The sequence below is a fragment of the Chelatococcus reniformis genome, assembly GCF_014640075.1.
In the GTDB taxonomy this organism is placed as follows: Bacteria; Pseudomonadota; Alphaproteobacteria; order Rhizobiales; family Beijerinckiaceae; genus Camelimonas; species Camelimonas reniformis.
Genome location: NZ_BMGG01000003.1, coordinates 329,964 through 342,841, shown reverse-complemented (window position 1 = coordinate 342,841; position 12,878 = coordinate 329,964). Strand labels below are relative to the sequence as shown.

The following is a 12,878-nucleotide window of genomic DNA, read 5'->3' as shown; positions in this document are numbered from 1 at the left end:
GGCCATACCGCCCACCCTAGGCCTGCCGCCAGCTAAAATGCACGCGGGATTCGCGCGAACGACCTCGTGTAAGGTTATGGACCGGCTTGGCGGTTCCGGATAAGCCAGGCGGCCTGGGGGCGGCTTTGAGCCGTGTCGGATGGTGCCGCGGAAGGAGAGTCTGCATGGGTCGCGAGACGAGAATCGGAGCGGGCGTGGCCGTGCTGGCCGCTGCCCTCACTTGGGGGAGCGCCACCTTCGCCCAGCAGCAGGCGCCGGCCCCGGCGCAGGGCAACGCCGCGGCCCCGGCCAAGCCGCCGGCTGCCGGCTATACGCCTGCCGATGCGCGGGCGGTGCTGAACGCGCGGCTGGTGGCGCTGAAGACCGTGCTGGAACTGACCCCGGAGCAGGAGAAGCTGTGGACGCCGGTGGAGCAGGCCATCCGCGACATCGTCAAGCGCGCCATCGCCCGCGGCGAGCGGCGGGACGACCGGCCGCCGGCGAGCTTCCTCACCGCGCTCGACCGGATCGCGTCGGCCGAGTCGGCGCGGGCCAAGGACCTGCACCTCTTCGTGGAGGCCGCCAAGCCGCTGGTCGATTCGCTCACCGAGGCGCAGAAGCGGCGGATCCCGGCGTTCCTCGGCCTCACCGATCACCCCGGACAGCCGCAGCCGAGCTCGCAGATCTGGCTTTTCGAAGAAGAGCAGAGCTGAGCGCGGCGCGGGCCAGATCATCGAAATCGAGAACGCGTCGATCGGGCCGAGCCCCACCCGGTCGATCAGCGCTTCAGATTTTCGGCTCCTCCCGAAGGCGTGCTCTGGCGGAAGCATCGAACCCCGACGGCGCCCGGTCGCCGAATCTGCTAGATCACGTGCCCTAGAGCGCTTTTGAGCGAAGTGGACGCCGGTTCGCGTAAAGAAAACGCGACAATTCAAACAGATAGAGCATTTCCGCGATTCAAAGAAACGCGGAAATGCTCTAGCCACAGAGGATCAGCACATTATGGCCTTTGCCCGACGCTTTCTCACTCCGCTCGCCGTCGCGCTCGCGCTGACCGGCGCGACCATTGGCACCTCGTCCGCGCAGGAGAAGGCACGCGTGGGCACCCTGTCCTGCGACGTGTCCGCCGGCATCGGCCTGATCCTCGTGCAGAAGCAGAGCCTGAACTGCGTCTTCACGCCGGACAAGGGCGGCGTGCCCGGACGCTACGTCGGCTCCATCACCGAGTATGGCGTCGCGCTCGGCGCCGTCCAGGCCGGGCACCTCGTGTGGGGTGTCATCGCCGCCACGAGCGGCATCGCCCCGGGCGCGCTCGCCGGCACCTACGCCGGCGCCGGCGCGGAAGCGACCGCGGGCGTGGGCGTCGGCGCCAACGTCCTGATCGGCGGCACCGGCCGGGCGTTCTCGCTTCAGCCCCTCTCGGTCGAGGGCCAGGTGGGCGTCAACATCGCGGGAGGCATCACCGCCATCACCCTGACCGCGGCACCGTAAGCCCGCGTCTCGGCTCCCTCAGCGCGGCCGCTGGGGGCGCGATGGGCGCTTGGGCGTCTTGGCCTCCTGGGCGATGCTCTTGCGCAGCACGTCCATGATGTCGATGACCTTGGCCGGCGTCCCGGCCGGCGCGGCCTTGGCCGTCGGCCGGGGCCGGCCGCGGTTCTTGGCGGCGATGAGCTCGCGCAAGCGCTCCTGCACCGGGTCGGTCACCATCTTCCGGTCCCAGTGTTTGGTCCGCTGGTCGATGAGCCGCCCCATCAGGTCGACGACCTTAGGGTCGGGGGCCTCCTTGGCAACATCGCCGAAGTAGAGCTCGGCGTCGCGCACCTCGTCGCCGAACCGCAGTGTCCACAGCACGATGCCCAGATCGCGCGGTTCCAGCATCACCGCGCGCTCGCGGCGGCCGAGCACGAGGCGGGAGATGCCGACGCGCTCGGTGTCGGCCATGGCGTCGCGGATGACAGAGAAGGCTTCCTCGCCGACGGGATCGTCGGGCGCCAGATAATAGGGCGCGTCGAGCCAGACCGGCGTGATCGCGCCTGCCGGCACGAACGTCTGGACGTCGATGGTGCGCGTGCTCTCCAGGGCGACGGACTCGAGATCCTCCTCCTCGAGCTGGACGTAGTCGTGCTCGCCGCGCTGGTAGCCCTTGACCTGGCCGCCGTCGGCCACCGGCTCCCCGGTCTCTGCGTCGATGTACTGGCTGCGCACGCGGTTCTCGGTGCGCCGGTTCAGCGTATGGAAGCGAACTTTCTCGGCCTCCGACTGCGCCGGCATCATGGCGACCGGGCAGGTCACCAGCGACAGCTTCAGGTAGCCTTTCCAGTAGGGCCGTATGGCCATGTCCGCCTCTCCGTCGGGTCAGGGAGCCCTTGTCAGGCCGACTTGCGCCGCGAAGCCGGCCGGGCCGCCGCCTTGGCGGCGGCCCGCGGCTTGGCTTCCGCCGGCGGCCGGGCGGTGCGGGTGCGCCGTGGCGGCGGTGCGGCGCCGGCGCTCTGGCGCAGCGCCTCCATCAGGTCGGAGGTCTTGGTGACCGGCGGCGCTTTCGGCTTGGGCAGAGGCTTGCCTTCCAGCTTGGCGCGGACCAGGTCGGCGAGGGCGTTCTCGTAGCGGTCATCGAACGCGGCGGGATCAAACTCGCCGCTCTTGGTGGAGATGATGTGCTTGGCAAGCTCCAGCATCTCGCCTTCGATCTTGAGCTTGGGGATGCCGTCGAAGGCCTCCTTGGCCGACCGCACCTCGTAGTCGAAGTTGAGCGTGGTCGCGAGCAGCCCGAGTTCGAAGGGCTGCACCAGCACCGTGCGGACACGCCGGAACAGCACCGCCCGCGCCACGGCGACGACGGCCTTGCTCTCGAGGCAGTCGCGCAGCAGCCCATAGGTCTCCTCGGCGCCGGGCCCGGACGGAGCCAGGAAATAAGGCTTGTCGAAGAAGACGCGGTCGACTTCCCCGGCAGGAACGAAGGCTTCCACGTCGAGAGTCTTCTGGCTCTCGGGCATCACGGCGGCGATCTCCTCCGGCTGGAAGATCACGTAGCTGCCGTTGTCGGTGGGAAAGCCCTTCACCTGGTCGTCCGGTGGAACCACCTCGCCGCTCTCCTCGTCGACGAACTGCCGCCGCACCCGGTGCCCGGTCTCTCGGTTCAACGTGTGGAGGGTAATGCGGTCGGAGGTGGACGCGGCGGTATAGAGGGCGACGGGGCATGTCAATTCGCCCACCTTCAAGAAGCCCTTCCACTGCGCTCGAGGAGCCATGACCGGCCTCCGCATCGACGATCGTTAACAGGACCTTAACGAATCAACGCGGGTCGAGCGAGTCGGGGTCCCGGACATCGCGTCTCAGGGTTAACGGCCGGCCCGGCTGGGTGCCGGCGATCGCCTTCACGCCGACGCCCGGCCGACCCCGCTCGCGGCGTGGGCGACCTGCACAGCCGCCGAGGTCGGCAGCCGCCGTTCCCCGGCCGCCGCAGGGGGCAGAAAGCGCTGGGCCCCGGTGCATATAGTCGAGCCTAAGATAAGTTGCAGTCAGTCTAAAAGTGAGAGCAATTGCGCATTTCGGGCATTTGACCTACATTGATCTGTCGACACCGGCGGGGGCGGGCGTGCGAACCAGAAACTCCGACGATGTTTCCGATTTGCTCGCCTATCACGCTGACGAAGACGGCCTGCCGATCACCGGCGGGAAGTATCCCGGCGCTTTCGTCAATCGTTTTTTTCGCCTGTTCCTGAAAGCGCCGTCCGGCCGGCGCGAGATCACCCACGCTGAGGCCGCCAGCCTCAACCTCCAGCCCGGCGATCCTGTCCTCCAGATCGTTCCGACCACGGCGACGTTCGAGCTTGTCAATCCTTTGGACAAGGTCGTGACGACCGGGCTCAAGTACCCAGCGGCCGTTCCGCGGCTCAAGAATCCCGCGAAGCTCTACGCGTCGATCTTCGTGCCGCCGAGCACCTTCGCCTACGTGGCGGAGGCCCGCAAGAAGCGCGTCGCGCCCGAGGTCAAGGTGCTGCTGTTCTTCGGTACCGGGAGCGAACTCGATCGGCACGGGTTGCGGTTCTTCACGGAACGAAGCCCCCGATGCGTCTTCATCAACGTTCCCGGCGTCGAGGCCGGCTATGACTGGACCGAAGGGCACACATGGGCGGTCGGCATCAGCACCAAGATCATTGCCGATCAAATCGATGGGGCTCTGGGCAAGGGCGTGGCCTTCATCGTCGACCGGATGATCGCCTACAGCACCGGCTACCAGGGCTGGTCGGACACCATCCGGAACGGTTTGGTCGACCTCTCCCGCCTGCGCGGCGCCTTCATGTTCGATTGCCTCTACCCGGAGGCGCGGGTCAAAGAGGCGATCGCCCGGCTGCGGCAAGTCACCTCCGACCGGGCCCGCATCGCGCTCTACGCCGCCTCCTATGCGGGCATCAATAAGGGGACCGCCACGCCGGAGAAGCTGGGCGTCAAGCATACGGAATGGATCAAGCTCGTCTATCAGCCTTCGTTTCAGGCCCTCACGCATCTGCGCGTGCTCGCTGCCGGCCTGCATGACCACACCATCGAGTGGTCGGAGATAAACCCCGAGGATGTGCCGAGCCTCCAGAGCGCGATTGCAACCCTGCCGGCGCGGGGGACCGTGATCTCGACGCCGGAGGCATTCCAGGCGCTGCATGGCATCGGGCCGCCGAAGGGTGCGGTCACCGCGGAGGCTTGGTTCAACGGCAACCAAAAGCTCGCCACGTTCTTCAGGGGCAAGCTATGGAAAAAGAGCGGCAAATACCCCGCCCTCGTTCAGCTGATATGGAAGCACCAGGTCGTCGGATGGGACGGATATTATTCGGTAAATCCGGCTCCAGATAACTTGGCGGAGGGGTCACATGATTTCATGGCCCTCGAATATACCTGGGAATGCATGAACCGAACCTGAGTTGATGTGTTGGCGCGCGCCGCTGGCCGGAGGAAGACGATGGACCTGGACAAATTTCGCCGCACCCGCCCCTACGCCAGTCAGCTCTATGGCATCTACCAGCCGCTGCTGGGCTGGAAGTCGCGCCAGCAGGCGCGGCGGATCAGCGACGGCCTGCGTGCCGTCTATATCAGGTCGATCAAGGACCTGCCGCTGCAACGTACGGTCTACGCGCTGGCGGAGACGAGCCCGCGGACAGCAGCCCCGGCTCAGGCCTCGACCGCGCCGATCGCGTTCGGCCGGGGATTGGCTCCCTTCGGCAGCGCCGTCGGCCGCAAGTCGCTCGACGCGATCGGCCCCGTCTCGGCGTCGGCGATCCGCGCGAAGCTGTCGAAGGCCAGCGTGACCGAGCGGCTGGCGGAGATCACGACGGAGCTGCGCGGCGCCGGCGCCGCGGACGTCACCCAGCAGATCGAGGAGGAGACCCAGGCGGCCGACTGGCTGGTGGCGCTCGGCGAGGCGGCCGACGACCGGCAGCTGCAATTGCTCATGGCCTCACCGCGCACCAAGGCCGCGACCGTCGCCGAGCTGATGGTCGACATGCGCTGGATCACCGAGCTGCTCGACCCGGCGCACAGCGAGCTGATGCAGGCCTGCATCTCGCCGATCGGGCTGGTACACCTCTACCGCCAATATTTCTTCGAGTTCGACAGCTTTCTGGGGCCGAGCGTCCAGCATATCTGGATGAGCCCCGGCTCGACGCTCGAGCTGATCGAGGTTTCGACCCGGAAGGTCCTCCAGGAACGGCAGATCGAGCAGGCGAGCGAGAGCCTGGAGAAGTCCGAGAAATCCTCGTCGCTGGAGGACGAGCTGAGCGAGGCGCAGAAGCAGGAGAATTCCCAGAACACCAAGATCGGCGTCAGCCTGAGCAACACCCTCAACGTCGGCCCCGCGTTCATCAACAATTCGACGAACGTGAGCTCGTCGCTCAATTACGACACGACGTCGACGAGAAGCCGCGAGCAGACGCACCGGTCGCGTCGCAACCAGTCGGAACAGACCGCAACCGAGCTGAAGCAGAGCTATAAGTCGGTGTTTCGCACGCTCACCGAAGACACCGATACCCAGAGCAAGCGCTACGTGCTCGCCAATTCCACCGACAAGCTGCTGAACTACGAGCTGCGGCGCAAGATGCGGCAGGTGGGCGTGCAGCTCCAGGACGTCGGCAGTTACCTGTGCTGGCAGACCTATATCGACGACCCCGGCCGCGAGCTCGGCATCGCCGATCTGGTGCATGTGGCGCAGCCGGCCGATCTGTCCCAGGTCGCCGATCCGGTCCGCCCGCCGCCCGTCGGCGAGTACGCGGACCCGCCGTTCACGGTGCAGTGGACCTGGAAGTCCAACGACGACCGCTGGCGCGTCGGCATGCGCGTGATCACGACCAAGCTGGTGACGCCGCAGCCAGGCTTCGTCTACTCGCGCTCGGAGGTCCGCATCGTCAGTGGCGAGCCCTGGGCCTTCGGCACCTGGCCGCAGGGCGACATGCCTGACAATGCAAGGCAAACGGTGGCCTATCAGAAGGGCAACATGGCGCCGGATTCGCTGACGATACCGGCGACGCAGATCCCGGCGCCGAACGGCGCGACCGAGCGCAACATCACCATGATCTTCATCGGCATGATGATCTATCGGGAGATGGGAGACGACGACGAGCATCCGTTCACGCTGGAAGTGACGGTCTACTACAAGCCCTCGCAGCAGAACCTGGCGGACACGGAGGCCCGGTATCTGAAAGCCGTGGACGAGGCCACGGAGGAAAAGAAGCGGCTCTACGCGGACGCGGTGTTCAAGTCGGCGCGCGACCGCATCAAGGCGGCGAGCAACCTCCAGCCCCGCAAGTTCGAGGATCTGCGCGAGGAAGAGCGGATCGTCGTCTATCGCAATCTGATCCGCAAGCTGCTCGATGTCGCCGGCGTCAAGAGCCCGACGTCGCAGATCCGCCACGTCTTCGCCGAGCTGGTGCAGTCGATCTTCGACGTCGACCAGATGCTGTATTTCGTGGCGCCGGAATGGTGGCAGCCGCGCCCGCTCCCGGACGAGCTGCCGCAGCCGGTCCAGGGCGACACCTCGTTTGCCCTGGCGGATGGCCTGACCCGGCAGGTCGGCTGGAACGGGCCGCAATCGGCCCGACACGACAATTACTACGTCACCGAGGAATCGGCCCCGGCGAAGATGGGCAGCTCGCTCGGCTGGCTGCTGCAGCTCGACGGCGACACGCCCCGCAACGCCTTCCTCAATGCGCCGTGGGTGAAGGCGGTGGTGCCGATCCGCGACGGCATGGAGCTGCGCGCGCTGGGCTGGCTCAGCGACGATGCGATCGAAGGTTCGGATGGGCTCACCGCTCTCTATGCGGCCAGGGACGATGCGGAGCGGGCGGCGATCCTCGCGACATTGCGAGCTTTCAGCTTTGCCGATGCCGGCCTGAACGCACGCTACGCGCAACTTGATCCCGCGAGCCTCACGATCCGCGACGCCATTCACGCGATCATCGCCCGCCTGCAGGCCAAGAGCGCCAAGGGCCGGGCGGTGGCCATGAATCCCAACGCCCAGCCCGGCGAGGTCATGGGGGCGCTGCCCGTCGATCAGGTGTTCGAATTCGGCTTCGCGCCCATCGACGGCTTCAAGGCGGAGCAGACCGAGCCGTTCGACATCTTCGACCAATGGATCGAGACGGTGCCGACCGACCAGATCGTGCCGGTGGAGGTGCGCTACGATCCGGTCACCGGTGCCATGATCGATACGGAGGGCGAGACCGAACCCGGCACCGGGACGGGGACCGGCCCGGTGCCGGTTGCGGGCGGCCCCATCTACTTGCAGATCGCCGACCAGACGCAGCGGCTTGCCGCCACCGACATCATCGACCGCATCCGCACGATCATGCCCGGCGTGCAGGTGGAGGACGGCATCGACCTCGAGCCCTCAAGTTCACCGGATGGGACGGAGGTGCGCTATTTCCATCCCGCCGACCTGACGCTTGCGGCGGCCGTCGCCGGCTGCGTGCAGGACGTGCTCTCCAGCGGGCCGTCGTTGACGCGGATCACCAACGTCCCGGTGACCGTCAGCGCCGGCACCGTCGAGGTGTGGATCGGCCGCAACCAGGCTCTTTGAGACGCGTGCGGCGCACTGCAACGGCCATCGCGAGCCTCACCGCGTCGCCGCCTCGACGTCGATCGGCTCGCCCTCCATCACCCAGGTCGTGCCGTCGAAGCGGCCGACGCTGAGCTTGCGGAAGGGCGTGACGCTCCGGGGCGTGGTGGTGATGGTGACACCCGGCAGCAGCAGCGGCGCTTCGAGCGCGTCGATCGTCGTTGCCTGCGCCATGAGGTTGTCGCGGGTGAGATTGTCGCCGCAGCGCTCCAGGAGCTTGGTCATGACGTAGGTGCTGATGTAGGCGATGATGTTGCTGCTGTCGTCGAGCTTGCCGGCCGGGTACCAGCGCTCGAGGAACGCCTTGTAGGCGACGACGTCGGGATCATTCGCCCAACGCGGGTCCTCCGGCCGTTTGAAGGCGAAGGCGCTCATGACCCCGACCGCATTGTCGACGCCGGCCGGCTTCAGCACGGTCTCGATCGAGGTGGTGACGCTCGCGACGTACATCTGCGGCTTCCAGTTGAGCTCGGCAATCTTGCGGATGGCCTGAGCGCCGAACTTCGGCGTCGCCATCATGAACACCGTGTCGGCCCCGGTCGCCTTCAGGGCGACGATCTGGGAGTCGATCGTGGGCTCCGACGGTTCGTACGTCATCTCCTTGAGAATCTGGCTCGATACCTCGGCGCCGAGCCCTTCCTTGAAGCCCTTGATGTAGTCGCGGCCGGCGTCGTCATTTTGCGACAGCAGTGCGAGTTTGGCGTCCGGCTTGTGGCGCATGAGGTGCGTCGCCATCGCCAGCGCCTCCAGGCGGTAGGAGGGGTAGAGCGGGGTGGACCAGGGAAAGGCGGTCGGGTTGTCCCACTTGGCCGCGCCGGAGATGACCAGGATCTGCGGCACCTTGCGCCCGTTGAGGTATTTCTGGGTGGCCGAATTGGTCACGGTGCCCACCGAGCCGACCATGGCGAGCACCTCGTCCTGCTCCACCAGGCGGCGCGTCTGCTCCACCGCCTTGGCCGGCGTGTAGGCGTCGTCGAGGCTGATCAGCTTGACCTTGCGGCCGTTGATGCCGCCTCCGGCGTTGATCATCTCGTAATAGGCGGTCTGCAGGCGACCGACGGTGCCGTAGGCCGACACCGGTCCGCTGTAGGCGGTGGTGCTCCCGATCTTGATCTCCGTGTCGGTGACGCCTGGACCGTAGTCGGCAGCCGCCGCGCCGGCGGATCCCAGGGCAGCCGTCAAGAGCGCCGATGCAACCACGCTCGTCTTGACCCTGATCATCTCTTTCCTCCCGTCTTTGCCTTATGTTTGGCTGAGTGACGCGGCTCGGCTCTTAAGAGCCATCGCCGGCATGCCGCCTGGGTGGCGCGCGGTTGTGCGCCTGATGCGCCTTGGGTGCAGGGGGCGACGGATGGCTTGCGAGCGTCTCGACATAGGCTCGCGCCACGGCCTCCAGCGACTGCGGTCCGTCCGGTGCCCACCACCGCGGCAGATGGTTGAACGCGCCAAACAGCATGTTCGCCATCAAGAGGTCGTGGCAGGGCCGCACCGAGCCGTCGGCGACGCCGGAGCGGATCAGGCCCTGCACGTCACGGCGTACGCTGCCCTGGCGCGCGCGGCTTATCTCGCGCAGGCCGGCGGGGATGTCGCTGGGATTGGCAAGCGCCAGGCAGCGGCCGAAATCGCTGACGATGAGCTCGGCGTAGCGGCGAAAGAAAATGGCGAGCCGGCTGTAGCCGTCGGCGCCCGTGGTTCTGCCTTCCTCCAGCGCGGCGTCGATGGCGTCGAGGCCGATCTGGCGGCAGTCGCCGAACAGCTGGTCCTTCGACTTGGCGTAATAGTAGAGCGCCGCGGCGGTGGTGCCGAGCTCGGCGCCGATGTCGGCCAGCGTCGCGGCGCGGAAGCCGAGCCGGGCGAAGACGCGGCCGGACGCGCGCAGCACCTCGTCCCGCTTGCTGTCGAAGCGCTGGGTCCGTGTCGCCGCGCGCATGCCTTCCCCGTCGATCGAGCCTCTTGACAAGCGGCATTGTAAGCGAAATTCTACTAAACGTTAAATAGAAAATGCGGGAAGGACGAGACACCCATGGGACAACTCGACGGCCGCGTCGCCATCGTCACCGGTTCGGGCCGCGGCATCGGCCAGCAGATCGCGCTGCGCCTGGCGCGCGAGGGGGCCAGGATCGTCGTCAACGACCTCGACGAGGGCCCGGCGCAGGAAACCATCGCGCTCATTGAGAAGCTGGGCGGCAGAGCCGTGGCCTGCAACGGCGACGTGGCGGCGCTCGACTTCGGTCCGCGCGTGGTCAAGACCGCAGTGGACAGCTTCGGCGACTGCCACATCCTGGTGAACAACGCCGGTTACACCTGGGACAGCGTCATCCAGAAGATGACCGACGAGCAGTGGGACGCTATCATCGGCCTGCACCTGTCGGCGCCGTTCCGCATTCTGCGCGCCTTTTTCGATCATCTGAAGGTGGCGACCGAAGCCGAGAAGGGGCGCGGCGAGCGCGTCGTGCGCAAGGTGGTCAACATCTCCTCGACCTCGGGCGTCAACGGCAACGCCGGCCAGGCCAACTACTCGTCCGCCAAGGCCGGCATTGTCGGGTTGACCAAGGCGGCGGCCAAGGAATGGGGCCGCTACGCCGTCACCGTCAACGCGGTGGCCTTCGGCTACATCCAGACACGGCTGACCAAGCCGTTGCAGGAGGGCGAGGCGGGCACCATCGAGGTGCAGGGGCGCGAGGTGAAGGTCGGCGTCCAGGGCGGCCGGCTCTCGGCCATGAACCAGATGATCCCGCTCGGCCGCGGCGGCACGCCGGAGGAGGCGGCCGGGTCCGTCTACCTGTTCTGCAGCCCCGACAGCGACTACGTCAGCGGCCAGTGCCTGGTGGTGAACGGCGGGCTGTGACCCTCCAGCTCCACCAGCGTCATGGCCGGGCTTGACCCGGCCATCCATCTGCTAAGTAATACTGGAATGCTGGCGCCGCGGGCGTCCAGTCGTTCTTGAGACGATGGATGGCCGGGTCAATCCCGGCCATGACGATCTACTTCACTGATCGGCCTTAGAGCGCATATCCGCCGCTCGATACCCCAGACGGGGCCGCCCCGCACTCACGGTCATGGTGGACCCGCTCCTCGACAAGGAACCCGCCGAACCAGAGCGGGACGGGAGAGATGCCCATGCAGCTGACGGAACCCCTCGCGCGGGCCGCAGCCCGCCGGCCCGGCGAGACCGCGCTCGTCTTCGGCGAGCGCAGCCGGACCTGGTCCCAGTTCGCCGACCGGGTCGCGCGCCTCGCCACGGTCCTGCGCCAGGCGGGCGTGGGGGAGGGCGGCCGGGTCGCCATGCTCGCCGCCAGCAGCGATCGCTACATCGAATATTACTATGGAACACTGTGGTGCGGCGGCATTGTCTGCCCGCTCAACACGCGCTTTGCTCTGCGTGAGATCATCGAGCAGACGACCGATGCCGAGCCGACCGTGCTGATCGTCGACGACGTCTTCGCGGCCCAGGCCGAGCCGATCAGGGCCGCGGCACCGTCGCTTGCCCATGTGATCTTCGCCGGCGACGGGGAGACGCCGGCGGGAATGCTCAACTACGAAGAGGCGCTGGCGGCCGCCGAGCCCTCGGCCGACGCCGGCCGTGGCGGCGACGACGTGGCCTGCCTGTTCTATACCGGTGGCACCACCGGCCGCGCCAAGGGCGTCATGCTCAGCCACGGCAACCTGATGTTCAACGCCGCCAACACCGCTGCCCTGACCGGTTTCGACGAAACGCTGGTCCACCTGCATGCGGGCCCGCTGTTCCATCTCGCTGCGGGCGGGCGCGCGCTTTCCACCACCGTCGTGGGCGGCCGCCACGTGGTGCTGCCGCGCTTCGGGCCGGCGGAGGTGCTGGCGGCGGTGGCGCGCCATCGCATCACCGCGCTGACCGTGGTGCCGACCATGCTCAGCATGATCCTCCAGCAGCCGGATTTTGGCGCGCACGATCTCTCCAGTCTGCGCGCCGTCACCTATGGCGCTGCCCCCATGCCGGAGGCGTTGCTGCGACGGGCGATGGAAGCGCTCCCGGGCGCCCGCTTCATGCAGTCGTACGGCATGACCGAGCTGTCGCCGGTGGCGACCTTCCTCGCTGCCGCCGATCATCGCCCGGACGCTCCGGCTCAGCGGCTGCGCTCGGCCGGCCGGCCGGCGCCGGGGGTCGAGGTGCGCGTCGCCGACGCTGACGACCGGACGCTGCCGGTCGGGGAGGTGGGCGAGATCCTGGTGCGTGGGCCCAACGTGATGTGCGGCTATTGGCGCCGGCCCGAGCAGACGGCGCAGGCCCTGCGCGGCGGCTGGATGCACACCGGCGACGCCGGCCGCTTCGATGAGGACGGCTACCTCTATGTCGTCGACCGGACCAAGGACATGATCATCTCCGGCGGCGAGAACGTCTATTCCACCGAGGTCGAGAACGCGCTGGCCGAGCACCCCGACGTGGTCCAGGGCGCCGTCATCGGCATTCCCGACGCCAAGTGGGGCGAAGCGGTGCATGCCGTCGTCGTGTTGCGGCCGGGCGCCGGCCTCGACGCCGCCGCACTCATCGCCTGGTGCCGCGAACGGATCGCCGATTACAAATGTCCGCGCAGCATCGACTTCGCCGCCGAGCTACCGCTGTCCAGCGTCAACAAGGTCGACAAGGCTGCGCTGCGCAAGCCGTTCTGGGCCGGCCGCGAACGCCAGGTGAATTGAGCGCGCCCGTGAACCACGGATCTCTTGCCGCTGTCTGTGCTTTCGCACGGGGCTGAGCCACGACCTGCGGCTAAGCCCACGCCGGTGACGGCTCGCGACGCTTCATCGCCAAACTAGGCCGGTTCAT

Annotated in this window: 10 protein-coding genes; 6 read left to right on the top strand and 4 right to left on the bottom strand. The window is 67.3% G+C overall.

Annotated features, from left to right (window positions below; all coding sequences use genetic code 11):
• Positions 1 to 164: 164 nt before the first annotated feature.
• Together IEW34_RS09680 and IEW34_RS09675 are read left to right on the top strand one after the other, a co-directional pair.
• On the top strand, positions 165 to 692 hold the full coding sequence (locus tag IEW34_RS09680) for a Spy/CpxP family protein refolding chaperone (protein ID WP_188608960.1): 528 nt from the start codon (positions 165 to 167) through the stop codon (positions 690 to 692).
• Positions 693 to 981: 289 nt separating this feature from the next.
• Positions 982 to 1,470, top strand: coding sequence for a DUF992 domain-containing protein (locus tag IEW34_RS09675; RefSeq protein WP_188608959.1), 489 nt, complete (start codon positions 982 to 984; stop codon positions 1,468 to 1,470).
• An 18-nt stretch (positions 1,471 to 1,488) separates the two neighbouring features.
• On the opposite strand, the gene ku (IEW34_RS09670) is transcribed toward IEW34_RS09675, so the two are convergent.
• Positions 1,489 to 2,316 (bottom strand): non-homologous end joining protein Ku, encoded by an 828-nt coding sequence (ku, locus tag IEW34_RS09670; RefSeq protein ID WP_188608958.1) that lies wholly within the window; start codon positions 2,314 to 2,316, stop codon positions 1,489 to 1,491.
• A gap of 32 nt (positions 2,317 to 2,348) precedes the next feature.
• Positions 2,349 to 3,227 carry a non-homologous end joining protein Ku gene (gene ku / locus IEW34_RS09665; RefSeq protein ID WP_188608957.1) on the bottom strand — a complete coding sequence of 293 codons (879 nt, stop codon included), beginning with the start codon at positions 3,225 to 3,227 and terminating at the stop codon, positions 2,349 to 2,351.
• A 308-nt stretch (positions 3,228 to 3,535) separates the two neighbouring features.
• Here ku (IEW34_RS09665) and IEW34_RS09660 point away from each other — a divergent pair, with 308 nt between their 5' ends.
• Positions 3,536 to 4,891, top strand: coding sequence for a hypothetical protein (locus IEW34_RS09660; protein ID WP_188608956.1), 1,356 nt, complete (start codon positions 3,536 to 3,538; stop codon positions 4,889 to 4,891).
• Between the two features lie 39 nt (positions 4,892 to 4,930).
• The gene (locus IEW34_RS09655) at positions 4,931 to 8,038 is read left to right on the top strand and encodes a hypothetical protein (RefSeq protein ID WP_188608955.1); all 3,108 of its coding nucleotides are present in this window, start codon (positions 4,931 to 4,933) and stop codon (positions 8,036 to 8,038) included.
• A gap of 36 nt (positions 8,039 to 8,074) precedes the next feature.
• On the opposite strand, the gene IEW34_RS09650 is transcribed toward IEW34_RS09655, so the two are convergent.
• The gene (locus IEW34_RS09650) at positions 8,075 to 9,298 is read right to left on the bottom strand and encodes an ABC transporter substrate-binding protein (RefSeq protein ID WP_188608954.1); all 1,224 of its coding nucleotides are present in this window, start codon (positions 9,296 to 9,298) and stop codon (positions 8,075 to 8,077) included.
• Between the two features lie 52 nt (positions 9,299 to 9,350).
• A complete protein-coding gene (locus IEW34_RS09645) occupies positions 9,351 to 10,007 on the bottom strand; it encodes a TetR/AcrR family transcriptional regulator (RefSeq protein WP_188608953.1) in 657 nt (218 codons plus the stop codon).
• 93 nt (positions 10,008 to 10,100) lie between these two features.
• On the opposite strand from IEW34_RS09645, the gene IEW34_RS09640 reads away from it, so the two are divergent.
• Positions 10,101 to 10,925, top strand: coding sequence for an SDR family NAD(P)-dependent oxidoreductase (locus IEW34_RS09640; RefSeq protein ID WP_188608952.1), 825 nt, complete (start codon positions 10,101 to 10,103; stop codon positions 10,923 to 10,925).
• Between the two features lie 272 nt (positions 10,926 to 11,197).
• Complete coding sequence (locus tag IEW34_RS09635) at positions 11,198 to 12,751, top strand: long-chain-fatty-acid--CoA ligase (protein WP_188608951.1); 1,554 nt, start codon at positions 11,198 to 11,200, stop codon at positions 12,749 to 12,751.
• Positions 12,752 to 12,878: the final 127 nt, after the last annotated feature.

Bases quoted from the DNA above. Each gene is read 5' to 3' on its own strand.
- IEW34_RS09680 (WP_188608960.1), top strand. From the start codon at position 165: ATGGGTCGCGAGACGAGAATCGGAGCGGGCGTGGCCGTGCTGGCCGCT.
- IEW34_RS09675 (WP_188608959.1), top strand. From the start codon at position 982: ATGGCCTTTGCCCGACGCTTTCTCACTCCGCTCGCCGTCGCGCTCGCG.
- ku (WP_188608958.1), bottom strand. From the start codon at position 2,316: ATGGCCATACGGCCCTACTGGAAAGGCTACCTGAAGCTGTCGCTGGTG.
- ku (WP_188608957.1), bottom strand. From the start codon at position 3,227: ATGGCTCCTCGAGCGCAGTGGAAGGGCTTCTTGAAGGTGGGCGAATTG.
- IEW34_RS09655 (WP_188608955.1), top strand. From the start codon at position 4,931: ATGGACCTGGACAAATTTCGCCGCACCCGCCCCTACGCCAGTCAGCTC.
- IEW34_RS09650 (WP_188608954.1), bottom strand. From the start codon at position 9,298: ATGATCAGGGTCAAGACGAGCGTGGTTGCATCGGCGCTCTTGACGGCT.
- IEW34_RS09645 (WP_188608953.1), bottom strand. From the start codon at position 10,007: ATGCGCGCGGCGACACGGACCCAGCGCTTCGACAGCAAGCGGGACGAG.
- IEW34_RS09640 (WP_188608952.1), top strand. From the start codon at position 10,101: ATGGGACAACTCGACGGCCGCGTCGCCATCGTCACCGGTTCGGGCCGC.
- IEW34_RS09635 (WP_188608951.1), top strand. From the start codon at position 11,198: ATGCAGCTGACGGAACCCCTCGCGCGGGCCGCAGCCCGCCGGCCCGGC.